This window comes from Microbacterium thalassium, assembly GCF_014208045.1.
Lineage (GTDB): Bacteria > Actinomycetota > Actinomycetes > Actinomycetales > Microbacteriaceae > Microbacterium > Microbacterium thalassium.
This window is the reverse complement of sequence record NZ_JACHML010000001.1, coordinates 1,779,150-1,803,996: the sequence shown is the minus strand read 5'-3', so window position 1 is coordinate 1,803,996 and position 24,847 is coordinate 1,779,150. Positions and strand designations below refer to the sequence as shown.

21 protein-coding genes are annotated in these 24,847 nt (G+C 72.4%); 9 read left to right on the top strand and 12 right to left on the bottom strand.

The window, feature by feature from the left end:
* Positions 1-1,302, top strand: coding sequence for a DUF58 domain-containing protein (locus tag HD594_RS08225; protein ID WP_184750474.1), 1,302 nt, complete (start codon positions 1-3; stop codon positions 1,300-1,302).
* Between the two features lie 82 nt (positions 1,303-1,384).
* Complete coding sequence (gene aqpZ / locus HD594_RS08220; RefSeq protein ID WP_184750473.1) at positions 1,385-2,167, top strand: aquaporin Z; 783 nt, start codon at positions 1,385-1,387, stop codon at positions 2,165-2,167.
* A 69-nt stretch (positions 2,168-2,236) separates the two neighbouring features.
* Here aqpZ and katG read toward each other — a convergent pair whose 3' ends face one another.
* The 3 genes from katG to HD594_RS08205 all read right to left on the bottom strand — a co-directional run bounded on the left by katG (position 2,237) and on the right by HD594_RS08205 (position 6,027).
* Entirely contained in the window at positions 2,237-4,495 is a 2,259-nt protein-coding gene (katG, locus tag HD594_RS08215; RefSeq protein ID WP_221446583.1) for a catalase/peroxidase HPI, read from the bottom strand.
* A gap of 43 nt (positions 4,496-4,538) precedes the next feature.
* Complete coding sequence (locus HD594_RS08210; RefSeq protein ID WP_271171159.1) at positions 4,539-4,919, bottom strand: Fur family transcriptional regulator; 381 nt, start codon at positions 4,917-4,919, stop codon at positions 4,539-4,541.
* Positions 4,920-5,031: 112 nt separating this feature from the next.
* Positions 5,032-6,027, bottom strand: a complete 996-nt coding sequence (locus HD594_RS08205; RefSeq protein WP_184750471.1) for a stage II sporulation protein M — start codon at positions 6,025-6,027, stop codon at positions 5,032-5,034.
* Between the two features lie 16 nt (positions 6,028-6,043).
* Between HD594_RS08205 and HD594_RS08200 the strand changes: the two genes are divergently transcribed.
* On the top strand, positions 6,044-6,904 hold the full coding sequence (locus HD594_RS08200) for an RDD family protein (protein ID WP_184750470.1): 861 nt from the start codon (positions 6,044-6,046) through the stop codon (positions 6,902-6,904).
* Positions 6,905-6,919: 15 nt separating this feature from the next.
* Here the strand turns inward: HD594_RS08200 and ahcY are convergent, their stop codons facing one another.
* Together ahcY and HD594_RS08190 are read right to left on the bottom strand one after the other, a co-directional pair.
* Complete coding sequence (ahcY, locus tag HD594_RS08195; protein ID WP_184750469.1) at positions 6,920-8,386, bottom strand: adenosylhomocysteinase; 1,467 nt, start codon at positions 8,384-8,386, stop codon at positions 6,920-6,922.
* A 50-nt stretch (positions 8,387-8,436) separates the two neighbouring features.
* Positions 8,437-8,643: a DUF3499 family protein gene (locus HD594_RS08190; RefSeq protein ID WP_184750468.1), complete on the bottom strand. Its 207-nt coding sequence runs from the start codon at positions 8,641-8,643 to the stop codon at positions 8,437-8,439.
* A gap of 79 nt (positions 8,644-8,722) precedes the next feature.
* Here HD594_RS08190 and HD594_RS08185 point away from each other — a divergent pair, with 79 nt between their 5' ends.
* A complete protein-coding gene (locus tag HD594_RS08185) occupies positions 8,723-9,169 on the top strand; it encodes a metallopeptidase family protein (RefSeq protein WP_184750467.1) in 447 nt (148 codons plus the stop codon).
* Between the two features lie 8 nt (positions 9,170-9,177).
* On the opposite strand, the gene HD594_RS08180 is transcribed toward HD594_RS08185, so the two are convergent.
* From HD594_RS08180 to HD594_RS08170, 3 genes are all read right to left on the bottom strand, one after another.
* The gene (locus HD594_RS08180; protein WP_184750466.1) at positions 9,178-10,590 is read right to left on the bottom strand and encodes a DUF5719 family protein; all 1,413 of its coding nucleotides are present in this window, start codon (positions 10,588-10,590) and stop codon (positions 9,178-9,180) included.
* Positions 10,587-13,439: a glycosyltransferase gene (locus HD594_RS08175; protein WP_184750465.1), complete on the bottom strand. Its 2,853-nt coding sequence runs from the start codon at positions 13,437-13,439 to the stop codon at positions 10,587-10,589. The genes HD594_RS08180 and HD594_RS08175 overlap by 4 nt, the downstream gene beginning before the upstream one ends.
* Positions 13,440-13,517: 78 nt before the next feature.
* Positions 13,518-13,844 (bottom strand): WhiB family transcriptional regulator, encoded by a 327-nt coding sequence (locus HD594_RS08170; protein ID WP_184750464.1) that lies wholly within the window; start codon positions 13,842-13,844, stop codon positions 13,518-13,520.
* Between the two features lie 207 nt (positions 13,845-14,051).
* On the opposite strand from HD594_RS08170, the gene HD594_RS08165 reads away from it, so the two are divergent.
* From HD594_RS08165 to HD594_RS08145, 5 genes are all read left to right on the top strand, one after another.
* Entirely contained in the window at positions 14,052-15,452 is a 1,401-nt protein-coding gene (locus HD594_RS08165) for an O-antigen ligase family protein (RefSeq protein ID WP_184750463.1), read from the top strand.
* Positions 15,449-16,747: an O-antigen ligase family protein gene (locus HD594_RS08160; protein ID WP_184750462.1), complete on the top strand. Its 1,299-nt coding sequence runs from the start codon at positions 15,449-15,451 to the stop codon at positions 16,745-16,747. Before HD594_RS08165 ends, HD594_RS08160 begins: the two co-directional genes overlap by 4 nt.
* An 86-nt stretch (positions 16,748-16,833) precedes the next feature.
* Complete coding sequence (locus HD594_RS08155) at positions 16,834-18,744, top strand: glycosyltransferase (protein ID WP_184750461.1); 1,911 nt, start codon at positions 16,834-16,836, stop codon at positions 18,742-18,744.
* Positions 18,741-19,724, top strand: coding sequence for a glycosyltransferase (locus tag HD594_RS08150; RefSeq protein ID WP_184750460.1), 984 nt, complete (start codon positions 18,741-18,743; stop codon positions 19,722-19,724). The genes HD594_RS08155 and HD594_RS08150 overlap by 4 nt, the downstream gene beginning before the upstream one ends.
* Before the next feature lie 33 nt (positions 19,725-19,757).
* Positions 19,758-21,068: a UDP-glucose dehydrogenase family protein gene (locus HD594_RS08145; protein WP_184750459.1), complete on the top strand. Its 1,311-nt coding sequence runs from the start codon at positions 19,758-19,760 to the stop codon at positions 21,066-21,068.
* Here the strand turns inward: HD594_RS08145 and HD594_RS08140 are convergent.
* The 4 genes from HD594_RS08140 to HD594_RS08125 form a co-directional block, all read right to left on the bottom strand.
* Positions 21,065-22,036 (bottom strand): IS481 family transposase, encoded by a 972-nt coding sequence (locus tag HD594_RS08140; RefSeq protein WP_184750458.1) that lies wholly within the window; start codon positions 22,034-22,036, stop codon positions 21,065-21,067. The genes HD594_RS08145 and HD594_RS08140 overlap by 4 nt on opposite strands.
* Positions 22,037-22,130: 94 nt before the next feature.
* Positions 22,131-23,264 carry an adenylyl-sulfate kinase gene (cysC, locus tag HD594_RS08135; RefSeq protein WP_271171174.1) on the bottom strand — a complete coding sequence of 378 codons (1,134 nt, stop codon included), beginning with the start codon at positions 23,262-23,264 and terminating at the stop codon, positions 22,131-22,133.
* The gene (locus HD594_RS08130; RefSeq protein WP_184750457.1) at positions 23,261-24,199 is read right to left on the bottom strand and encodes a sulfite exporter TauE/SafE family protein; all 939 of its coding nucleotides are present in this window, start codon (positions 24,197-24,199) and stop codon (positions 23,261-23,263) included. Before HD594_RS08130 ends, cysC begins: the two co-directional genes overlap by 4 nt.
* An 89-nt stretch (positions 24,200-24,288) precedes the next feature.
* A complete protein-coding gene (locus tag HD594_RS08125) occupies positions 24,289-24,750 on the bottom strand; it encodes an RrF2 family transcriptional regulator (protein WP_184750456.1) in 462 nt (153 codons plus the stop codon).
* Positions 24,751-24,847: the final 97 nt, after the last annotated feature.

Here is a 24,847-nt window from a genome sequence, read left to right as displayed (position 1 = left end):
ATGTACGTCACCGGACGATTCCCCTTCCTGGTCGCGCTCGGCGCCCTCCCGGTCGTGCTGCTGTCGGTCGCCGGCGCGGACGCGTGGCTCGCGGCCGCCGGGTGGATCGTCCTGTGCCTCCTCGCGGCGATCGCGGACGCCGCGGCGGCGCCGGATCCGCGGGCGGTGCGCATCGAGCGCGACATCCCGCGGCGCGCGCGGCGCGACGAGCCGGTGCGGACGGTGCTGCGGGTGCGCAACATGGGCGGCCGGACGCTCCGCCTGCGCGTGCGCGACGCGTGGCAGCCCACGGCCGGCGCGCCGGCCGAGCGCGCCCGCATCGTCGTGCCCGCGGCCGAAGCCCGCGAGGTGGTGGTGCCGCTGCACCCCCGCCGCCGCGGCGAACTGGCGAGCGAGTTCGTGACGCTGCGCTCGGCCGGGCCGCTGGGCCTTGCCGGCCGCCAGTCCTCCCTCGTCTCCCGCGGGGCGATCCGCGTGCTGCCGCCGTTCACCGCGCGCCGCCACCTGCCGTCGCGGCTCGCGCGGCTGCGGGAGCTCGACGGCAACACGAGCGTCCAGGTGCGCGGACAGGGGACCGAGTTCGACAGCCTGCGCGAATACGTACGCGGCGACGACGTGCGCTCCATCGACTGGCGCGCCACGGCCCGAGCGGGCACGACGATGCTCCGCACCTGGCGCCCCGAGCGCGACCGGCACGTCGTCATCATCATCGACACGGGACGCACCGCGGCCGCCCGCGTGGGCGACGGCGTCCGTCTCGACGCGGCCATGGAGGCCGCCCTGCTGCTGGCGGCGCTGGCCGCTCGCGCCGGCGACCACATCCACCTGCTGATGTTCGACCGGGTGGTGCGGGCGCGCGTGACGCGCATGGACGGCCCCGGCCTGCTGCCGGCGCTCGTCGACGCCATGGCCCCGGTCGAGCCGCAGCTGATCGACACGGACTGGGACGCGGCGTTCGCGGCCGCGCGGTCGCTGACCTCGCGGCCGTCGCTCGTGGTGGTGCTGACCGCGCAGGACGCCCCCGACGCCGCGCGCGGATTCCTCGGGTCGCTCCCGGCGCTGACGGCCCGCGCGCATGTCCTGGTGGGAGCCGTCAGCGAGGATCCCGCGCCGGTGCCCGACCGCCCGGATGCGATGGACGTGTACCGCTCGGCCGCGACGGCTCGTGCCGCATCCGACGCCGCGCTGGTGGCCGGAGCGGTCACCCGGGCCGGCGGCGAGGTGGTCGCGGCGGGTCCGGACGAGCTCCCGCCCCGCATCGCGGACCGGTATCTGGCGCTGAAGGCGGCCGGGCGTCTCTGACGTCCTGGCGGTTCCGTCACGCGCGGCTCCACCGCCAGGAGCCCGCTGAGCGGTACTCTCGCCGCGAGGAAAGGAGTCCGCCATGTCGGATACCCCCGCATTCACCACCGTGAACAAGCTCGTCGCCGAAGCTCTCGGCACCTTCCTGCTCGTGTTCGGGTCCATCGGAACGGCGCTGTTCGCCAGCGACTTCGGGACCGGGGCCAACGGCAGTTCGCTCGGCGTCGGGTTCCTCGGCGTCGCCCTCGCCTTCGGCCTGACGCTCATGGCGGGCATCTACACGTGGGGTCCGATCTCGGGCGGCCACTTCAACCCGGCGGTCACCTTCGGACTCGCCGCGGCCGGCCGCTTCGCGTGGAAGGACGTCACCGGCTACGTCATCGCCCAGATCGTCGGCGGACTGGTGGCGACCACGTTCATCGTCCTCATCGGCGTGTTCGGTCCCGGCGGCTGGCTGCCGGACGCGCAGAACGCCGGCTTCGCCAGCAACGGATGGGACGAGCTCTCGCCCGGCGGCTTCGGGTTCGGCGCGGCCATCACGGCCGAGATCCTCTTCACCGCCATCTTCCTGATGGTCATCCTCGGCGTCACCCATCCGCAGCGCGGCACCGCGGGCTTCGCCGGGCTGGCGATCGGCCTGACGCTCACCTTCATCCACCTGGCCTCGATCCCGATCGACAACACCAGCGTGAACCCCGCCCGGTCGATCGCCACGGCCGTCTACGGCGGCGGACTCGCACTCGGCCAGCTGTGGGTGTTCATCGTGTTCCCGATCGTCGGCGGGCTCATCGGCGGTCTGCTCCACCGCGGCCTGTTCGAGCGTGGCGGCGTCGCGCCCGCGCAGATGGAGGCCCGCACGCGCTGAGGCCTCCCCTTCGCACGCGGAACGGCCCGCCCCGGATCATCCGGAGCGGGCCGTTGTGCGGTCGAGCGGTCAGACCAGGTCGAACCGGTCGAGCTCGGTGACCTTGCCCCACGCGGCGACGAAGTCGCGCACGAACTTCTCGTGGGCGTCATCCGAGGCGTAGACCTCGGCGAGGGCGCGCAGCTCCGAGTTCGAGCCGAAGAGCAGGTCGGCGCGGGTGCCCACGCCCACCTTCGCGCCCGAGCCGTCCTTCGTGCCGACGAAGGCGTGCGAGCCCGGGTCCAGCGGCTTCCAGGTGGTGCCGAGGTCGAGCAGGTTCACGAAGAAGTCGTTCGTGAGCACGCCGACGCGGTCGGTGAGCACGCCGTACTCGGAGCCGTCGTAGTTGGCGCCGAGGACGCGCAGGCCGCCGACGAGGACGGTCATCTCGGGCGCGCTGAGCGTGAGCAGGTTCGCCTTGTCGACCAGGTGGTGCTCGGCCGGCAGCTCGGCGAGGGGACCGTAGTAGTTGCGGAACCCGTCGGCGATCGGCTCGAGGTACTGGAACGAGTCGGCGTCGGTCTGCTCGTCCGAGGCGTCGGTGCGGCCCGGGTGGAAGGCCACCTCGGCCTCGACACCGGCGTCCGCGGCGGCCTTCTCGACCGCGGCGTTGCCGGCGAGGACGATGAGGTCCGCCAGCGACACCTTCTTGCCGTCGGTCCGGCCCTCGTTGAACGAGGCCTGGACGCCCTCGAGCGCCTCGAGGACCTTCGCCAGCTGTGCCGGGTTGTTGACCTCCCAGTCCTTCTGCGGAGCAAGGCGGATGCGGGCGCCGTTGACGCCGCCGCGCTTGTCGCTGCCGCGGAAGCTGGAGGCCGCCGCCCACGTCGTCGAGACGAGCTCGGAGACGCTGAGCCCCGCGCCGAGGATCTGCTCCTTGAGCGCCGCGGCGTCGGACGCGTCGATCAGCTCGTGGTCGACCGCCGGAACCGGGTCCTGCCAGATGAGCTCCTCGGACGGAACCTCGGAGCCGAGGTAGCGGGCGACCGGGCCCATGTCGCGGTGGGTCAGCTTGTACCAGGCGCGCGCGAACGCGTCGGTGAAGGCCGCGGGGTCCTCGGCGAACCGGCGCGAGATCTTCTCGTACTCCGGGTCCACGCGCAGCGACAGGTCGGTGGTGAGCATCCGGGGCTCACGCGTGCCGTCCGAGTGCGCGAGCGGCACGGTGCCGGCGCCTCCGCCGTTCACGGGGCGCCACTGATGCGCGCCGGCGGGGCTCTCCATGAGCTCCCACTCGTAGGCGAAGAGGATCTCGAAGAACTCGTTGTCCCAGCGCGTCGGGTTGTACGTCCAGGTGACCTCGAGTCCGGAGGTGATCTGGTCGTCGCCCTTGCCGGAGCCGAAGTTGTTCTTCCAGCCCAGACCCTGCTGCTCGAGCCCCGCGGCCTCGGGGTCGTCCTCGAGGTAGGAGTCCGGTGCGGCGCCGTGCGTCTTGCCGAACGTGTGTCCGCCCGCGATGAGCGCGACGGTCTCCTCGTCGTTCATCGCCATGCGGGCGAACGTCTCGCGGATGTCGCGCGCCGCCAGAAGCGGGTCGGGGTTCGCGTTGGGACCCTCGGGGTTGACGTAGATGAGACCCATCTGCGTAGCGCCGAACGGGCCCTGCAGCTCGCGGTCCCCCTTATATCGCTGGTCGCCGAGCCACGTGGTCTCGGGGCCCCAGTACACGTCGTCGTCCGGCTCCCACACGTCGGGGCGGCCGCCGGCGAAGCCGAAGGTCGGGAAGCCCATGTTCTCGAGCGCGACGTTGCCGGCGAGGATCATCAGGTCGGCCCACGAGATCGCCTGACCGTACTTCTTCTTGACGGGCCACAGCAGGCGGCGCGCCTTGTCGAGGCCGACGTTGTCGGGCCAGCTGTTCAGGGGCGCGAAGCGCTGCTGGCCGGCCCCGCCGCCGCCGCGGCCGTCGGTGATGCGGTAGGTGCCGGCGGAGTGCCAGGCCATGCGGATCATGAGGGGGCCGTAGTTGCCGAAGTCCGCCGGCCACCAGTCCTGCGAGGTGGTGAGCACCTCGTCGATGTCGGCCTTGACGGCCGCGAGGTCCAGCGCCTCGAACGCGGCCTTGTAGTCGAAGTCCTCGCCGAGTGGATTCGCCACCGCCGGGTTCTTCGCGAGGACCTTGAGATTCAGCTGGTTCGGCCACCACACGCGGTTGGCCGATCCCGCCGTGGGGCGCGGCTGCGTGTGGACGACCGGGCAGCCGCCGGGCTGCTCGGGGTCGTCCGTCACGGTGACGGACTGGTCGGGCTCGGTGGCACCGCCGACGCCGGTGGCGTTGATGTCGGTCATGGTTTTCCTTCCTCGATGGCTGGAGACGAAAGCGAACAGGAGATCAGGAGGCCGCAGCCGCGGCGCACGCGGGGCACACGCCCCAGAAGGTCACCTCGGCGACCGAGACGGCGTAGCCGTGCGCGTCGCCGGGCGTCAGGCACGGCGCTTCGCCCACGACGCAGTCGACGTCCTCGACGGCGCCGCAGACCGAGCAGATGAGGTGGTGGTGGTTGTCGTCGACGCGCAGCTCGAACAGGCCGGGGAGTCCGGCGGGCTCGATGCGGCGCACGAGGCCGACGGCCGTGAAGTCGGCGAGGGCGTTGTAGACGGACTGCAGGCTCGTGCCGGGCAGCGCCGCCGAGACGCTCCCGTGCAGGTCGTCGGCGCTGGCGTGCGGGGCTTCGGCGAGGGCCTGGAGGACGGCCCGGCGCGGGTCGGTCACCCGCAGTCCCGCTCCGCGGATCAAGGCCGCGGCGTCAGGCGGAGCAGCAGAACCGTGAAGCACGCCCCCATCGTAGCTTTGTTTTGAGTCATCCAAAAGAGCGGATGCCGACTCATCCGGCGACGACGGTCGGCGTCCCCGCCTCGTACTCGGTGACATCGCCGGTCTCGCCGCGCCGGTGCGCGCGGCCGCCCACCCACAGCATGTAGAAGAGGAACGCCGCGAGCGCGATCGCGCCGATGCCGATCTTGAGCGGCCACGGCCACGCCTGACGCGTGACGTAGCCCTCGATGACCCCCGAGACGGCCAGGGCGAACACGAGCCCGATGGCGACCGTCGCCAGCGACCGCCCCGCCGCCGCCAGCGACTCGCCGCGCGAACGGGGACCGGGCGCGACCCACGCCCAGAAGATGTGGAGCCCCGCCGCGGCGGCGACGAACACGCTCGTCAGCTCGAGCAGGCCGTGCGGCAGGATGAACAGCACGAAGACGTCGCCGCGCTCGAACACCATCATGACGGCGGCGGCGACCCCCACCCCGACCGCGTTCTGCACCAGCACCATGAGGGGCCAGAACCCCGTGATGCCGAACAGCACGCACTGGACCGCGATCCAGGCGTTGTTGGTCCACACCGTCCCGGCGAACACGGCAGCCGGGTTCTCGCTGTAGTAGCCCGTGAAGTCGTTCTCGGCGTACTGCTGCAGCTGCGCCTGCGAGCCCAGGCTCGCCACGAGGGCCTCGTCCCCCGACACCCACAGCGCGACGACGCAGGCGACGAGCACGAAGGCGGCCGCGATCACGAGCGTCGTCCACCGCAGCCGGTACAGCGCCGCGGGCAGTTGCAGGGCGAAGAACCGCGGGATCTGGCGCAGCACGTTCTCGCCGGCCCCGGTGAGCCGCAGCCGCGACCGCCCGAGCATCGTCGAGACGTGATCGGAGTGGAGGCCGCTGCCGGCGGACGTCTTGATGTCGGCGAGGTCGGCGGACGCCGCCCGATAGCGGTCCACCAGCTCGTCCACCTCGGCGCCGGTGAGCCGGCGCTCGCGGCTGAGCTCGTCGAGCCGCTCCCATTCGGCGCGGCGGGCTGCCGTGAGGGCGTCGAGGTCCATTTGGTTTACTGTACCCATGCCTCCCGCCGCGGGTCCCGCAGCCGCATCCGCCCCCGTCGTCGTCGAGATCCACCAGGACGAGGTGCTCACCGGCGAGGCCGTCGCACTCGACGTCCAGCCCCTGGGCTTCTTCCTGCGCGCGCTGGGAACGGTCATCGACATGCTCGTCGGCGTGCTCGTGCTGCTCCTGTTCGGCTTCGGCGCGAGCTGGCTGGTGTCCGCGGGCGTCCTGGAGGAGAACGTCCTGCCGATCCTGTCGATCGCCGTGGTCGTCATCGTCACGGTCGTCGTGCCGACGGCGGTCGAGACGGCCACGCGCGGGCGCAGTCTCGGACGGCTCGCGGTCGGCGGCCGCATCGTGCGCCTCGACGGCGGAGCGGCGGGCTTCCGCCACGCCTTCATCCGGGCCGTGATCGGCGTGTTCGAGCTGTGGTTCACCGTGGGCGCCGTCGCCGCGCTCGTCGGGGCCTTCACGCCGCGGGCGCAGCGGCTCGGCGACCTGGTCGCCGGCACCTACTCGGAGCGCACGCGCACGCCGCGTCTGCCCGATGCCGCCCCCGGGCTTCCGCCGAGCCTGTCGTCGTGGGCGCGCGTGGCCGACGTCGCCCGGCTCCCCGATCCCCTCGCGCGCCGCCTGGCGCAGTTCACCGCGGGCGCCGAGCACCTGGACCCGGCCGCGCGCGCACGCCTGGCATCCGCCCTGGCCGGCGAGGCGGGCGCGTTCGTCTCCCCGATCCCCGCGTGCGACGCCGAGACGTTCGTGCGGGGTGTCGTGGCGATCCGCCGCGACCGCGAGCTTCGCGCGCTCGAACTCCAGCGCTCGCGCGTCGCTTCGCTGGTGGGCGCCCGCGAGAGGCGCGGCCTGCCGACGCGCTGAGCCGGGGGTGAGCCGTCAGTAGCGGTAGTGGTCCAGCTTGAACGGGCCGTCGACGGGCACGCCGATGTACGCCGCCTGCCCGGGCGTGAGGGTCGTCAGCTCCACCCCGAGCGCCGCCAGGTGCAGACGCGCGACCTTCTCGTCCAGATGCTTGGGGAGCACGTACACGCCCGTCGGATACTCCGCGGTGCGCGTGAACAGCTCGATCTGGGCGAGGACCTGATTGGTGAACGACGCGCTCATGACGAAGGACGGATGCCCCGTGGCGTTGCCGAGGTTCAGCAGCCGGCCCTCGCTGAGCACGAGGACGCTGCGGCCGGTGGGCAGCCGCCACTCGTGCACCTGCGGCTTGATCTCGACCTTCTCGGCGCCGGGCAGCGCCTCGAGCGCCGCCATGTCGATCTCGTTGTCGAAGTGCCCGACGTTGCCGACGATCGCCAGGTGCTTGAGGGCCAGCAGGTGATCGACGGTCACGACGTCCTTGTTGCCGGTCCCCGTGATGAGGATGTCGATGCGGTCGGCGACATCCTCGAGCCGCGCGACCTGGTAGCCGTCCATGGCCGCCTGCAGCGCGCAGATCGGGTCCACCTCGCTCACGATGACGCGTGCGCCCTGACCGCGCAGGGCCTCGGCCGCGCCCTTGCCCACGTCGCCGTAGCCGCACACGAAGGCGACCTTGCCGCCCATCAGCACGTCGGTGGCGCGGTTGATGCCGTCGGGCAGCGAGTGGCGGATGCCGTATTTGTTGTCGAACTTCGACTTGGTGACGGAGTCGTTGACGTTGATGGCCGGGAAGAGCAGGTCGCCCGCCGCCGCCAGCTCGTACAGCCGGTGGACTCCCGTGGTGGTCTCCTCGGTGACGCCCAGGAGCGCCTCGGACATGCGCGTGAACCGGCGCGGGTCGCGCGCGACGCTCGCGCGCAGCACGTCGAGGATGACGCGGTACTCCGCGCTGTCGTCGTCGGCGGCATCCGGCACGGCGCCCGTCTTCTCGAACTCGATGCCCTTGTGGACCAGCAGCGTCGCGTCGCCGCCGTCGTCGAGGATGAGGTTCGGACCGTCGAAGCCCTCGGCGCTCCAGTCGAAGATGCGGTCCGCGAGGTGCCAGTACTCCTCGAGCGTCTCGCCCTTCCACGCGAACACCGGCACCCCGGCAGGGGCCTCCGGCGAGCCCGACGGCCCCACGACGACCGCCGCGGCGGCCTCGTCCTGCGTCGAGAAGATGTTGCAGCTGGCCCACCGCACCTGCGCGCCCAGCGCGGTCAGCGTCTCGATGAGCACGGCCGTCTGGACCGTCATGTGCAGCGACCCGGCGATTCGGGCGCCCGCGAGCGGCTGACGCGGACCGAACTCGTCGCGCAGGGCCATCAGGCCCGGCATCTCGTTCTCGGCGAGTCGCATCTGATGGCGGCCGGCTGCCGCCAGGGAGAGGTCGGCGACCTCGAAGTCGAGCGCGGCTGCGACGGGCGTATCGGTCGGCATCCCGTCATTGTCCCACGGCGCGCCCGTCGCGGCGGGGGTCGCCGGGGCGCTCAGGCCTGCAGCGTCTCGTGCCGCACGACGATCCAGCCCCGCGGCACCGAGAGGCGATCGGTGTGGATCGCGCACAGGTCGTGCGCATGCGGGTCGGCGGCCGGACCCAGCGGCCCCAGCGCCGCCATCTGGTCGCCGTAATCGTACGTGAGGGTCGACACCGCCTCGCGGGCGCACCCGACCTTGGAGCAGAGTCTCTCGCGCATCGGCCCCACGCTATCGGTCCCCGGCCCGGCGCCGTGCAAGCCGCGCCGGGCGTGTGCGCGGCGCGCCTAGGATGGGGCCATGGCATGGCGTCGGACCCGGGATTCGCAGCGCCGGCCCGCGATCGCGCGGGCTCAGCGCCACGGGCGCCACGGCCGGGAGGGACGCAGCGCCGTCGTCCGTCCCCCGCTGCCGCCCCTGGAGACGCGCATCGACCGGTTCGATCTGGCCGTGGGGACCTCGGCCGAGTTCCTGCGGTCGGCGTGGCCCGAGCTGCGCGACGTCAGCTTCGAGATCGCCGACATGCCGCCGGCCGCGGGAGACCAGGGCATCCCCCGGTGGACCGTCCTCGGCGACGCCCGGCGGATCATCCTCTACCGTGTGCCCATCGAGCGGCTCAGCCATCTGCACCGCAACGACGACCTGCACCGCCGCATGATGGTCGAGAGCTGCGTGTTCCGCGCCGCGGCCGAGTACCTCGATCGCGATCCCTGGGACCTCGGTCCCGACCGCTTCCGGTTCCTCTGACGCGCGGCTCAGGGGTAGACCGTGATGGCGGGCGCCGCGGCATCGGACGGCCACACCGGGTAGCCGGCGAGCGCACCGTCGCCGGACATCGAGACGCCGGCCAGCACGGGGGCCGATCCGGGGTCGATCTCGTAGATCGTCCGCGACCGCAGCGTGACGGCGGCGGTGCCGCCTGCGGGAACCGAGACGGTCCGCGTGCTCGAGCGGCGCACCGCGGTGACGGCGACCTCGACCGGCTCGCCTGCGGGGTTGACCAGGACGAGCGTCGCCGACGCCCCCGCCGGGACCGCGAAGAGACCGGCGGACTCGACCGCGGGCGACGAGGCGTACCACGCGAAGTCGTCGCCGGCGGCGAAGCCCGTCGTCTGCCACGCACCGGCGACCACGGGCGCCTCGGCGTCGACCCGCACCGTGTACAGGCCCCGGGCGAGGCCGTCCAGCCCCACTTCCGTCGGAACCCCCGCCGCGAGCGGGACCGAGGTGATCTCCAGGGCCGCGGCCGATTCGCCGACGGCGGTGACCGTGACCGTCGCGGTCGAGTCCGTCGACGGCGCGAGCAGTCGGACGAGCGTCCGGATGTCGTTCGCCGAGCCGGCGGCCTCGTCCACCCGGACCCCCGCGATGACCTGGACAGCGGCCGGCTCGGCGATCGGCCCCACCTGATCGGCGCCGATCGGCTCCAGCACACGGGTGACGCTCGCCTGCAGCGACGCCTGCACCGGGGCGCCCGACGACGTCACGCGCACCACAGGGCTCTCCTCTCCCAGTGCCAGTCCCGCCAGCGGCACGACCTGCTGGGTTCCCGGGGCGACCACGATGCGCTCGCCGCCGGCGGGCACGGTCGGCCCCGCGGCGCCGTACACCGTCAGCTGGACAGTCGCCGCAACGGTCCCGGGATTGGCGAGGACGACCAGGTCGGCCGCTCCGGTCGTGGCGGCGCCGCCCACCAGCCACGAGTCGAGCAGCGGCGGCCGGCAGGCGGATGCCGCGAACCCGGCGATGTCCTCGGCGTCGACCATCGACGAACCGGCCGCGGCCAGGTCGGTGCGCTCGCCGCCCTGCGGCGCGGCGACCAGAGCGAGCGGCCCTTCGCCGACGGCGGTGGCGACCGGCGTCAGACGGGACTCCTCGGGCTCCGGCGCGCCGTCCCGGACGCCCCAGACGACCGCCTGCCGGGTCGCGGCGCCGATGCCCAGTGCGTCGGTCGCGTCGCGGCCGATCGTCATGAGGCCGCCCGTGCAGGCCAGCACCGACGCCTCCGGCGCCGGAACGGCGGACACGCTGACGGGCTCGCGGTCGTGGGTCGGCCACGGCACGTTCACAGCCGTCACCGCCGCGACGACGGCGATCGCCGATACCAGCGTGCCGGCGAGCATCCGGGCGCTCGTGGCGGCCCAGCGGAATCGACGCGACTCGCTCATCGCCACTCCCTCCAGTGCGGCCCCACGATGCGCGGCGAACGACGCGCCGCGCGGCGGGAGGCGGCCGTGGGGATCGCCAGCAGCACCGCGATGGCCACGGCGCCCAGCTGCGCGGCCGCGATGAGCTCAGCCAGCCGGTCGGTTCCGGCGGGCACCCGCGGGCGCTGCGCGACGGGCTCGGTGATCCGCCACAGCGCCCCCTTGTCGGTGTCGCCGACCGCGTCCAGCCCGTCGCGCTGATCGAGGGCGTTGCGCGCCGTCAGGGCGGCCGTGCCCGCGGCGTCGGACTCCGCCGGCCACGCCGGCGCGAGCAGCACGAACGCGATGCCGTGCCCGGCGACCTGCGAGACCACATCCTCGGCCGCGGGCGTCATGAGATCCGCGGCGAGCGCCGCCACCTCCTCGTCCTCGGGCGTCGCAGAGGTACGGGTCGACATGATCGTGGCCTGCGCACCGATCGTCTCGCTGCCGCCCCAGATCACATGCGCTGACACCCCTCCGTCGCTCTGGGGCGTCAGCACGATCGTCCCCAGGTCCGGATCGCTGCGCCCCTCGGCCGCGACGTACGCCGGAAGCGTGCTGGCCGGGCCGTCCGTGAGCACCGCCGTCCCCCGGCTCATGGCCGTCAGCGACGGCACGGCGAGCACCGCGACGGCGAGCACGACGAGCGCGCCGGCGCCGGCGCGCGCGAGAGCGAGACGCGGGGCGAGCCCCGCGTCGAGGGCGACCAGCGCGGCGCCGAGCGCGCCGAGCCACGCGAGGCTCAGCCCCGCCCCCGGCCACAGCGCGACGGCCTGCGACTGCGTGTACGCGACGCTGACACCGACGGCGGCGACGGCGGTGGCGACGCCCGCGGCCGCCACGGCCAGCAGCGTGATCCCGGCGGCCCACCGCTGGGTGAGGGGCGCGAGGAGGGCCAGGAGCGCGAGCGGAGCCGCGAGCAGCGGCACCCACCACGTGGGACCGTCGGCCAGGAGCGTCTGCCAGCCGGCGACGTCGGGGGTGGGGATGCCCGCGACGAGCAGCGACCGCCCCACCGCGTCGGCGGAGACCTGCGGTCCCGCCCACACCATGCCGGGATCGGCGAGCAGGCCCCACGGATCCGCCCCCGCGACGGCCCACCACACCAGCGGCGCGGCGAGAGCCGCCCCGGGGACGACGATCCACAGCAGCCGTGTGACCCCGCGTCCGGCGCGGACCGCGACAGCCAGGACGATCGCTCCGGCCCACAGCACCACCAGCGCCGGGACCAGCGACGGCGCCGAGGCGGCGGTGGCCGCCAGCAGCAGCGAGGCCGCCCCCGCCGCCGCCCACGACCGGTGGGCGACCGACCCCGCGTACAGCAGCCATGGCAGGAGCAGATGGGCGATCACCGCGGTCGGCCGGCCGTCCACGAGTGCGACGAGGAAGGCGGGCGCGAGCGCCCACAGCGCGCCGCCGACGATCCGCAGGAACGGCCGGTCCGTGACCCGCGTGGCCGCGACCCACCCGCCGAGGGCGGCGAGCGGCATCGCCAGGACCCACAGGATCGAAAGCGCGCGCGACGGGTCCCACCAGGCGAGCGATCCGAGCACCGCGACGACGGCGGCGAACGGGTCGGCCGGACCCAGCGTGTCCAGCCCCAGCGCGCGACGACCCCACGCGGCATCGGCCCACAGTTGGCCGACCCCCTCCCGGAGGGGAGCCAGCGCCCCGCCGCCGAGAACCGGCCAGGCCAGCACCGCGGAGAAGGCGACGACCGAGACGACGAGCGCGGCCAGCACCAGCCAGGCCCCGCCGCCCGTGAAGAACCGCAGCTCCGGGCGCCGGTAGCCGCCGGCGACGTCGTCGTCGCCCGCGTCGTCGGTGCGCTCCCGCTCCTGGGCTCGGGTTGCGCGCAGCGCCGCGAGCTGCGACCACGCCGCACGGCGGGTCCGGGCGATCCCGGCCCGCGCCCGGAGCACCGGCAGGACGCGCGCGAACACGACCACGCTCGCCATCCAGTCGGGGACGATGAGGCCGGGCTGCTTGCGCAGCAGGTGGAGCACCGTCCGCACGGCGGCGAGCGGGAGCAGGACCAGCCAGAAGGCGACCGCGAGCACGGGCGGCGCGTACGCGAGATGACGATGGAGCCGGGCGACGCGGCGCGCGTAGGCGGCCCGTCGCCGCCGCGCCGGCGTCAGCGGCGACGGCAGCCCCGCGACCCCGTCGTCGGCGGTTGCGACGAGCGCGGGCGGCACCAGCACGACGCGGGCCCCCGCCAGCCGCGCGCGCACGCCCAGATCCAGACCCTCGTCGGCGCCCGCGAGCGCGGCGTCGATCCCGCCGAGGCGCTCCCACGCGTCGGCGCGCACCAGGATCCCGCGCACGTCCGCGCCCAGGACGTCGTCCCGGCCGTCGTGCTGTCCCTGGTCGAACTCGCCGTCGGCGAGGCCCACGGTCCGCCCGGATCGCGCCATCGTCACACCGAGGGACACGATGACGCTGCGGTCGTCCCATCGCACGAGCTTGGGGGCGACGAAGGCGACGGACGGCGCCCGCTCGAGGGCGCCGGCGAGGTGCGTGAGAGCCTCCGGCTCGGGTGCCGTGTCCTGCGCGAGCAGCCAGACGGCATCCGCCCCCTCCAGGCGGGAGGAGGCCAGCGCTGTCGCCGCGGCGTAGGACGTCGTGGCGGCCGCCTCGATCACGTCGGCTTCGGCGGCGGCGACCACCTCGGCGACCCCCGGGTGCTCGCCGCACACGACGATCGTCAGGGCATCCGCGGCGCGGGTCTGCGCGGCCAGCGCCGCCAGCGTTCGCTTCAGGTGGAACGCGGCGGGGGTGCGGCCGTCGGGTCGCACGACGACGAGAGCATGGACACGGGCGGGCATGACGTCGTCAGCCTAGGCGGGACGCCGGATCGCGCCCGTCGCACGCGCCGCCCGCGACGGATCCGCCGGGCACCCGCGTCAGCTGGCGTGCCGCTTGAGCTTGCGACGCTCGCGCTCGCTGAGGCCGCCCCAGATCCCGAACCGCTCGTCGTTCTCGAGCGCGTAGTCCAGGCACTCGCCGCGCACATCGCACGACGAGCAGATGCGCTTGGCATCGCGCGTGGACCCGCCCTTCTCGGGGAAGAACGCCTCGGGATCGGTCTGCGCGCACAGGGCGTCGGTCTGCCACGCCAGCGCATTGTCGTCGTCGCCCGGAGCCTGCCTGCGCACCCCCGGGACGCCCAGCTGGACGGGATCGACGAACCAGTTGTCGGGAACGCCGGAACGGTACTGTGCAGCCGCCATGTCGTCCTCCCCCTCGGATTTCCCCCCACCACGCCGGTCCGCGTGTACCGATAATTACACCCGTGTCATTCGCTGCGGTCAAGTCGCGGATACTAAAGCCTCAAGCCCCTCTTTAACGTTCGCGACGCGCCGACGGCGTGTCGCAGCCCGGTAACGGTCGCGCTCGGCCCGGGTCCGGCGCGGTGCGCGCGGTACCCTTTGTTCACGATGGCCCTGTACTCGAAGCACCCGGTGTCGCCTCCGCCGACACCCCCGGCCCGCGAGAAGACGGGCCATCTGATGCTGCGGGCGTGGATCGTCTTCGTCCTGTTCAGCGCCTTCGCCGGCCCGGCATGGGTGAACGCGTTCGGACCCTACGGCGCGGTCGTCGTCGCGGTCGGCGGCGGGATCGTCTCGGTCGCCGTGTGGGTGCGCTTCCGCCCGCCCCTGGCCTGGCGCCGCCTGCCCTGGTACGTCGTCTCGTACGTGGTGTGGGCGACGCTGTCGCTCGCATGGTCGGCGTGGCCCGCGACGACCGCGCTGACGCTGCTGCTGCTGTTCATCACGACCCTCCAGGCGGTCTTCATCGGCACCGCGCTGACCTGGCACGAGGTCGTGCGGGCCATCGGGTCGGCCCTGATGTGGGTCGTGGCGCTGTCGCTCCTGTTCGAGCTGTTCGTGTCGGTCGTGATCCAGGCACCGGTGCTCCCCGGCTTCGCCACGACGACCGAACCCGTCGACCCCATCGTGTACTGGTCGCGGGACAACCTGTTCGACGGCGGCCGCATCCAGGGGATCATGGGCAACGCGAACCTGCTCGGACCCGTCGCGCTGCTGGCGATCGTCGTCTTCGCCATCCGCTTCGCCGCGGCCCCGCCGCGGCGGATGTGGCTCCTGGCGTGGATCGCGCTCGCGGGCTTCCTGTTCCTCCGGGCCGCGTCGGCGACCGCCTTCCTGGCCGCCGCCGCCGTCGCGATCGTGCTCACGACGGTGCTGCTGATACGCACGGTGCGCCGTCCGGGCGGCCGCACGCGGTACTACGTCGGGTACGCGCTCGTGGGGGTCGGCGGCGGCGCGGCCCTGTGGATCTGGCGCGACGACCTGTTCACCGCGCTGGGGCGCAGCGCCGACCTGACCGGCCGCGAGGACATCTGGGCCGCCGCGCTCGAGCGCGCCGCCGAGCGCCCGTTCGCCGGGTGGGGCTTCGCCTCGCCGTGGATGCCGTGGGACCCGGCGTTCGACGGCTGGATCATCGACCACGGCGAGACCGTCATGCAGGCCCACAGCGTGTGGGTGGACGTCCTGCTCCAGCTGGGCATCGTGGGCATCGTCCTGTTCGCGACGCTCATGATCGCCTACGTGTGGCGCGCGTGGTTCTTCGCCGTCGACCGCCCCCGGTGGGACCTGCGCGCGGACCGCCCCTACTCGCCGCTCACCCTCCTGCCGACGCTGCTGGGCGCCATCCTCCTCGTGCAGGGGATCGCCGAGTCCGCGCCGCTGATCCTGTGGGGCTGGATGCTGCTCGTGCTGCTGGGCGCCAAGATCAAGCAGTCGCCGCTGATCGGAGTGGGCCCAGCCGAGCAGAGCGCTGCGATCGAGCGCGGCGAGCCGTCGAGATACCGCCCGTGAGCGCCGCCCGCGGCCGCTCGCGCCCCTGGGTCGCGGTGGTGCTGGCCTCGCCCGAGTTCGCCCGCGCCTACACGTACACGGTGCTCGGCGCCGTGTTCGCGTCGTACGTGATCGAGCGGCTGACGAGCCTCGTCACCTACGCGACCGTCATCGCGGGACTGTGCCTGCTCGGCGTCGGCGTCCTGATCAGCCGGCGCCGCGAGGTGTCGCTCCTGCGCCTGGTGCCCCTGTCGCTCGCGCTGTTCGTCGGGTGGACCTTCGCGAGCATCTTCTGGAGCACCGATGCGCGACTGTCGGCGATGAACTGGCTGTCCACCGCCGCCATCGCGCTCCTCGCCGTGGTGATCGGGCACGTCCGCGACACCCTGCAGACCGTGCGAGCCCTCGGCGACGTGCTGCGCGTCCTGCTCGGCGTGTCGCTCGGTCTCGAGATCCTGTCGGGGATCCTGCTGGACACGCCCCTGCTGTTCCTCGGGATCAGCGGCGACCTCGCCGCGCTCGGGCCGATCCAGGGCATCTTCGGAACGCGCAACCTGCTCGGCTTCGTCGCGGTGCTGGCGATCATCACCTTCCTCATCGAATACCGCATGCAGTCCGTGCGCACCGGCGTCTCGGTGATGTCGGTGGTCCTCGCCGGCACCCACGCCGTCCTCAGCGACTCCCCCACGGTGCTGGTGCTCGCCGTCGGCGTCGGCGCGGCGCTCGGGGCGCTGTGGCTGGTCCGCCACACCCCCGAACGGCACCGCTCCGCCGTCCAGATCGCCCTCGCCGCGACCGTCGTGGTGGCGCTGCTGATCGGCTACGTCGCGCGGCATCCGATCATCGCGTTCATCAATGCGGGCCGCGACATGTCGCTGCGCGTGGACCTGTGGAACGCCATGGTCGACCTCGTGCGTCTGCGGCCCGTGCAGGGCTGGGGCTGGTACGGCCCCTGGGCGCCGGGCGAGCTGCCGTTCAACCTCCTCAACTACCGGCTCGGCGCCGAGCACGCCACGGGCCTGAACGCCTGGTTCGACGTCCTGCTCCAGACGGGCTGGGTCGGCCTGCTCATCTTCATCGCTTTCGCGGGGATCGCCGTGGTCCGCGCCTGGCTCGACGCCAGCGCCCGCCGTTCCGTCCTGTACGCGTGGACCCCGCTCATGCTCATCGCGCTCCTGCTCGACTCGTTCTTCGAGTCGTTCACCCTCGCCGGGCTGGGCTGGCTCATGCTCGTGCTGCTGGCCGTGCGGGCCGGCCAGTCCCGATCGTGGCGTACGCAGTTCGAGGACGACCCCGCGGAGCCCGCTCTCGACTGACCGCGACCGACGACGGCGCGCTCAGGCTGCCAAGGTAGGCTTCTCTCTTGGCCGTCCGATCCCCGTCTCCCACCCCCGGAGCTGTCTTGAACCACGTCCTCCAGAAGGTCGTCCTCCCCCAGGAGCGCGACCCGGACCTGCTGCCCCTCTACGTCGACCCCGAGACCTGGTCGATCATCGACGAGGAGTTCGTCCGCGTCTCCAACCGCGCACACATCGGCAACGTGCTGGGACGCGAGCGAGCGCGCATCGTCGCCGGTCGCCGCGTCTCGTTCGGCAGCTACTTCAACGGCTTCCCCGCCTCGTACTGGCAGCACTGGACCGCCGTGCGGCGCGTGCGGCTCACCGTCCGCACGACGGGCACCGCGACGATCCTGGTGTACCGCTCCAACGGCGGCGGAACCTCGCAGCGCGTCGACACGGCCGAGGTGAGCGGCGACGCCGAGACGTCGTTCAACCTCGAACTCACCCAGTACAGCGACGGCGGCTGGATGTGGTTCGACATCGTCGCCGACGACGAGACCGTCCTGTTCGAGGGCGCCGAGTGGACCACCGATCAGGAGCCGGCCCGCACCGGCAAGGCCTCGATCGGCATCACCACCTACAACAAGCCCGACTACTGCATCGAGACGCTGCGCAACCTCGCCGACTCCCCCGACGTGCTCGAACTGGTCGATCGCGTCTTCGTCGTGGACCAGGGGACGCAGCGCGTCGACGCGGAGGCCGACTACCCGACCGTCTCGGCCGCGCTCGGCGAGACGCTTCAGATCATCACGCAGCCCAACCTGGGCGGCTCGGGCGGCTTCGCGCGCGCCATGTACGAGACGCTCGAGCGCCCCGACAGCGACTTCGTCCAGCTCCTCGACGACGACGTCAAGATCGAGCCGGAGTCGCTGCGCCGCTCGATCATGTTCGGGCGGTTCACCACGTCTCCGACGCTCGTCGGAGGCCACATGTTCGATCTGCTGGACCGGCCGAAGCTGCACGCCTGGGCGGAGGTCGTCGACGACGTCCCGTTCATGTGGCGCAACCTCTTCCAGGAGCGGATGCCGCACAACTTCGGCGAGACCAACCTGCGCCAGACCCCGATCCTGCACATGCGCATGGACGCGGACTACAACGGCTGGTGGATGTGCCTGATCCCGGTCGAGACGATCCGGAAGGTGGGCCTCGCCCTTCCCGCCTTCATCAAGTGGGACGACGCCGAGTTCTGCCTTCGCGCGGGACGCGCCGGCTACCCGACCGTGTCGATGCCCGGCGTCGCGCTCTGGCACGTGTCGTGGCTGGGCAAGGACGACGCGATCGACTGGCAGGCGTACTTCCACTCCCGCAACCGCCTGGTCGCGGCGTTGCTGCACTCTCACACGCCGCACGGCGGCACCCTCCTCCGCCACAGCCGCCGCATCGACCTGAAGCACCTGATGATGATGCAGTACTACCCGGTCGAACTGCGCAGGAGGGCCCTGGCCGACGTGCTCTCGGGTCCATCCCACATGCCCGCCAACCTCGCCACCGCCATGCCGGAGGCCCGCCGGGTCGCGAAGGAGTTCCCCGAGACGGTCGTGCACAAGGAGACCGACGTCATCCTGCGCGCCCGCCGCGGCCGGCAGGTCTACACACGGCTCAAGCGCAATGTCTTCGACAGCCCCGAGGGCGTCATGCTGCGCTGGTTCACCGCGAGCACCCTGCTGTCGCACTGGTTCCACAAACCGCGTCCGGAGAACGTCGCCCAGCCCGAGGTCGAGTTCGGCAAGGGCGACGCGAACTGGTGGCGGCTCCCGCTCTACGACAGCGCGCTGGTGAGCGCGGCCGACGGCTCCGGCAAGAATATCTACACGCGCGACCGCGCCCGCTTCCGCCGCGGGATCATCGACACGGTGACCCTGCACTGGAAGCTCAAGCGTCGCTGGCCGAAGCTCGCCGAGCAGTACCGCGCCGCCCTCGACGACCTCACGTCGGTGGAGTCGTGGCGGCGCATCTTCGAGGCGCAGCGATGACGGACTCGCACGATGCGAGCAGTGGCGCCTTCGACCCCGCCTCGGCGACGATCGCCGTGGTCACCTACAACCGGTCCGGACTTCTGACGCGTCTTCTCACGAGCATCTCCGAGATGGACCCGAAGCCCGGGCACGTGGTCATCGTCGACAACGCGTCGTCGGACGACACCGGCGAGGTCGTCGAGTCCTTCCGCGACCGCATCGGCACCACGATCGTCTACCGACGTCTCGAGACCAACACCGGCGGCTCGGGCGGGTTCAGCGAGGGCGTGCGGGTCGCCTACGAGCTGGGGTCCGAGTGGATCTGGCTGATGGACGACGACGTCGAGGTGATCGGCGACGGCCTGGCCAAGATGGGCCGGTGGGCTCCGCGCTTCCGGAGCATCCAGGGCCGGCGCTACGACTTCGACGGCAGCGAGTTCTACTGGCAGTACCGCATCGCCGAGCGCATGGGCATCCCGATCCCCTTCGCGCCGGCGGGCTTCGACGAGTCCGGCTACAAGCCGATGAACTCCGGATGCTTCGAGGGGATGTTCATCCACCGCGACATCGTCCGCCAGATCGGCCTGCCCGACCCCCGGTTCTTCATCTACTGGGACGACCAGCTCTACGGCTGGCTGGCCTCGCGCAAGACGCAGTCCGTCATCGTGGACGAGTTCGTGCTGCGGCGCACCCGCGAGATCAAGCAGTGGGACATGGGCATCCGCCACATGAACGCGTCGAGCAACGCGTACCGCTACTACATCATGCGCAACCGCGCGATCATGAAGAAGTACTATCGCGCGCTCGGCGTGTACCAGCCCGTCCTGTTCGGCCTGGGCACCTCGCTGACCTTCGGCAAGGAGCTCATCCGGCTCCTGTTCGTGGAGCGGACAGTGCGTGGCACGAGCAACCTGTGGCGCGGACTGCGCGATGGGCGCGCCATCTCGCGCGACGCGTCCTTCCGCACCATGGCGCCGCTGACCGAGTCCGTCGACTGACCCCTTACCACCAAAGAAATCCTGGAGTTCCCCGTGCGTCTTTCTGTCATCGGCTGTGGTTATCTCGGCGCTGTGCATGCGGCGGCGATGGCGTCGATCGGGCACGAGGTGGTCGGCATCGACGTCGACGCCGGCAAGATCGAGTCGCTGCAGGCCGGGCGCGCGCCATTCTTCGAGCCGGGACTGCAGGAGATCCTCACCGAGGGCATCGCCTCGGGCCGGTTGCGGTTCTCCACCGACTTCGCCGACGCCGCAGGCTCCGCCGTGCACTTCGTCGGCGTGGGCACCCCGCAGCAGAAGGACGGCTACGCCGCCGACCTCACGTACGTCAACGCGGCCGTGGACGCGCTCGTCCCGCACCTGAACGCCGGTGACATCGTCGCCGGGAAGTCCACCGTCCCGGTGGGCACCGCCGCCGCCCTGGCCGAGAAGGTCGCGCCCACCGGCGCGACGCTGGTGTGGAACCCCGAGTTCCTCCGCGAGGGCTTCGCCGTGCAGGACACCATCGACCCCGACCGGCTCGTCGCCGGCGTCCCCGCGGGGCCGGCCGGCGAGCAGGCGACCGCGGTCCTGCGCGAGGTGTACCACACCGCGATCGCGAAGGACACGCCGTTCATCGTCACCGACTACGCCACCGCCGAGCTGGTCAAGGTCGCCGCCAACGCGTTCCTGGCCACCAAGATCAGCTTCATCAACGCGATGGCCGAGATCGCCGAGTCCACCGGCGCAGACGTCACCCAGCTCGCCGACGCGATCGGGCACGACGCACGCATCGGCCGCCGCTTCCTCGGGGCCGGCATCGGGTTCGGCGGCGGATGCCTCCCCAAGGACATCCGCGCGTTCTCCGCGCGCGCCGAGGAGCTCGGCCGCGGCGAGTCCGTCGCGTTCCTGCGCCAGGTCGACGAGATCAACCTGCGCCGCCGCGAGCGCGCCGCGCAGCTGGTCGTCGACGCGCTCGACGGCTCCGTGTACGGCCGGAAGGTCACCGTCCTCGGTGCGGCCTTCAAGCCCCACTCCGACGACATCCGCGACTCCCCCGCCCTCGACGTCGCCGTGCGCCTGCACGGCCTGGGCGCCGTCGTCACCGTCACCGACCCCGAGGCGATCGAGAACGCCCGCCGCGTGCACCCCCAGCTCACCTACGTGCACGACCGCGACGAAGCCCTCACCGGCGCCGACGCCGTCATCGTCGTCACCGAATGGGACCAGTACCGCCGGGAGCTCGACCCGGCCCACGCCGCGTCCCTGGTCGACGGCACCATCGTCGTCGACGGCCGCAACTGCCTCGATCCCGCCGCGTGGCGCGCCGCCGGGTGGACCTACTCCGGCATGGGGCGCCCCTAGCTGTACTGACCTCGACCGTTGTTGACTCGGTCGATGGGGATGCCTCTGATGCCGAGGTGGGTTCTGTCTAGGTTGTAGTAGTCGAGCCAGGCGGGCAAGGCTGCGGTGCGGTCGGCGTTCGAGGTCCAGGGCTGCGAGTACGCCCATTCGGTCGCGAGGGTGCGGTTCAGGCGCTCCACCTTCCCGTTCGTCCAGGGGCAGTGCGGCTTGATGAACTTCTGTGTGATGCCGTGGGTGTCGATCACGGCTCGGAACACGTTCGAGTGCCGGTAGGCGAACGCGTTGTCGCTGATGACCCGTTCGACGCTCACGCCGAGGGTCGCGTAGAACGCGATCGCACGTTCCAGGAATCCCGCCGCGGTTGCGCCCTTCTCGTCGTCATGAACTTCGGCGTAGGCGACGCGGGAGTGGTCATCGATCGCGGTGTGGACGTAGTCGTAGCCCAGACCTCGGTGGCGGTTCGGGCGTTCCCCGCGGCCGTGGAGCCGCCATCCGCCGCCCTCAGGGATGCGGCCGAGCTTCTTCACGTCGACGTGGATCAGCGACCCGGGATGGTCGTGCTCATACCTCTCAGCGGACCGGCGGGTCGCGCGGATGATCGTCCCGGTCACCGGGTCCAGCTCCCGCAGCAACGGGGTTCGGTGACGGCGCAGCACCCGTCCGACCGTGGAAGCATGCATGCCGAGCCTGCCGGCGATGAACACCGGCCCGCGACGTGTGAGGTGCCGCATGATCCGCACCCGCGTCTCCGCACACGGAGCAGTCCGGAGCGGATGGGTGTGAGCGATGCTGGAACGGTCGACCAGACCCGTAGGTCCGTACTCCCGGTATCGGCGCCACCACCGCCACGCGGTCGTGCGGGAGACACCCATCTCCGCCGCTACGTGCGCGACCGCGCGCCCCGACTGGATGCGCTGAACAAGGATCAACCTGCCGGCAGGCGCCAGCCGGGCATTACCGTGGGACACGAGAGGCCTCCGTGTGAACGAGCAGGGGAACTAGACAGCTCCAACTCGACCCCGGAGGCCTCTCCTACGTCAACAACGATCCGGGTCAGTACACCTAGCCGGTCGGGCCGGCGTCGCGCGCCGCGATCGCGGCGAGGATCCGGTCGACCGCCGCGTCCGGTTCGACCTCGCCGGCGTCGATCACGACGTCGGCGTCCTGCGGCGCCTCGTACGGGTCGCTGATCCCGGTGAAGTTCGGGATCTCTCCGCGACGCGCTCGGGCGTACAGCCCCTTGCGGTCCCGTCGCTCGCACACCTCGAGCGATGTCGAGATGTGCACGAGCAGGAACCCGCCCACGGCCTCGGCGCGCTGCCGCATCTCGGCGCGCATTCCGGCGTACGGGGCGATCGGCGCGCACACCGCGATCCCGCCGTGGCGTGCGACCAGCGCCGCCACCCATCCGATCCTGCGCACGTTCATCTCGCGATCCTCGCGCGAGAACCCCAGCCCCGACGACAGGATCAGGCGCGCCTCGTCGCCGTCGAGCAGGGTCGCGGTGCGGGGGTCCGCGTCCGGCAGCCGCTCCGCGAGCCGCTTCGCGACCGTGGACTTCCCCGAGCCCGACAGGCCGGTCAGCAGGATCACCAGGCCCCGGGCGGCGGGACGCGGCGTGACCTGCAGGAGCACCTCTTCGGCGACGAGGACGCGCGAGACGTGCACGACGGCCTCGGCCCACTCTCCGTGGCCGCGCACCGACTCGTCCGGCGCGGGGATCACCGCGACCTCGTGACCGAGCGCGGTCGCATCGGCGACGGCGCGCGCCAGCGCCGCCGTGTCGCCGTGATCGAGGATCACCACGACATCGTGCGCGGCGCCGTCCGGCCATGCGCCGGCGACCGACTCGGGGACCTCGCCGGTGATGACGACCGCACGGCCGGCACGTCGTGGCGCGAAGGTCGCGCGACGCTCCCGCCGATCGCGGTGACCCAGCGGGCGGTCCGGCGCGACGGCGCCCCACACGTGACCGTCCCCGTCCGATCCCTCGACCTCGAGCACGCCGACGCCCGTGCCCTCGGAGTCGACCAGCGAGAGCCGGTCGCCGTGCGCGGGTAGCGGTTCGAGGGACAGGCGCAGCCGGGCGCCCGGCGCTCCCGGCTGCGCGTACCGCACTCCGGTGCCCCACGCGTCGGCGAGGACCAGCTCGAGTTCGTTGAGCTGCGCTGCGGACAGCACCACGGTGCGGGTCACACGTCCTCCGCCCTCGACCGGCGCGCGCGCAGCTCCTCCCGATGGGTCGGCTTGAGTCCGTGGCGCGTCCGGGCGTACATCCACCCCACCGTACCGAGAACGACGGCGGCCAGCGCCGCGACGAGCGTCGCCACGTTGCCGACGCCGAGCAGCTTGAGGCCGGCGACCAGCAGCACGACGGCCAGCGCCCGCCGGACGATCCCGCCCGACACGCGCGACGACAGCTGTGCGCCGATGAACGCCCCGGGCACGCTCCCCGCGATCAGCGGCCACACCAGAGCCCAGTCGACCTCTCCGTAGAGCAGGTGGCCGGCGGCGGCGGCGATCACCAGCGGAACCGCCTGGACCAGGTCCGTTCCGACGAGGCGGTTGGCCGACAGGGCCGGATACAGCACCATCAGCGCCACGATGATCAGGGAGCCCGAGCCCACGGAGGTCAGTCCGACCATCAGCCCGCCGATCGCCCCGACGAGCACGGTGGGCAGCGCACGGACCGCGAGCGCACCGCCGTCGGCGCGGGGCGGCGCCATGCTGCGCGCGACGCGCTGGTCCTCCGCCATCCGCAGGTAGGCGCGCAGGACCAGGCCGGCGGCCGCGACCAGCAGCACGACGCCGAGAGCCGTCTTCACGAACGCGTCGACTCCGGTCAGCGGGCCGATGGCGCCGATGATGAGGGCGCCCGAGAACGCCGCCGGCACCGAGCCGACGACCAGCCACAGGACGATGCGCCACGCGACCGTGCCGCGGCGGATGTGCACGATCGAGCCCACGGGCTTCATCACCGCGCTGGTGATGAGATCGCTGGAGACCGCCGCCAGCGGCGGCACGCCGAAGAAGAGGACCAGAGCGGGCGTCATCAGCGCACCGCCGCCCATGCCGGTCAGCCCCACGACGATGCCGATGGCCAGCGCCGCGGCCGCGAGTCCCCAATCCACCTCGGCTCCGTTTCCCGATTGATCCGACCAGATTGGTGAGAGATTAGCCGGTGCCTTCGGCCGACGGGAGGGGGGACGGACTCACGGCGTCACGAAGGGTTCGCCCACGCCTCGTCGGAGGCTGCGAGCTCCCGGACATGCGCAGGCAGGATCCCCGACGCCACGTCGGCGAGGGACGTGCCCTCGAGGATGCGGCGCACATTGGCGCGGAGCGCGACCCACAGGTGCACGAGGGGCGGGGCCTGGTCGCGCTCATCCATCTCGGACGGACGGACGTCGCGGACGTAGACGAGCGGTCCGTCGACCGCACGGATCACGTCGGCCACGCTGATGTCGGCGGCATCCCGTGCCAACCGGTACCCCCCGCCCGCGCCGCGCCTGCTCTCGACGATCCCGCCGCGGCGGAGAGCGGACAGGATGCCCTCCAGGAAGGAGGCCGGGATCCCCTCGGCCTCGGCGATCGCCTCCGCCGAGAGCACGCCGCCGTCGCGGGGATGCGCCAGCGCCACGGCCGCGCGCACCGCGTAGTCGGCCCGTGCGGAGATGCGCATGTGGGGATTATGCCGCACGGCGGACGCATCGCGGCCGAGCCCCGCGCGCCCTGTGTTTCGTCGTTCGACACCACCGCGCGGCGCGCACGGCGGCCCC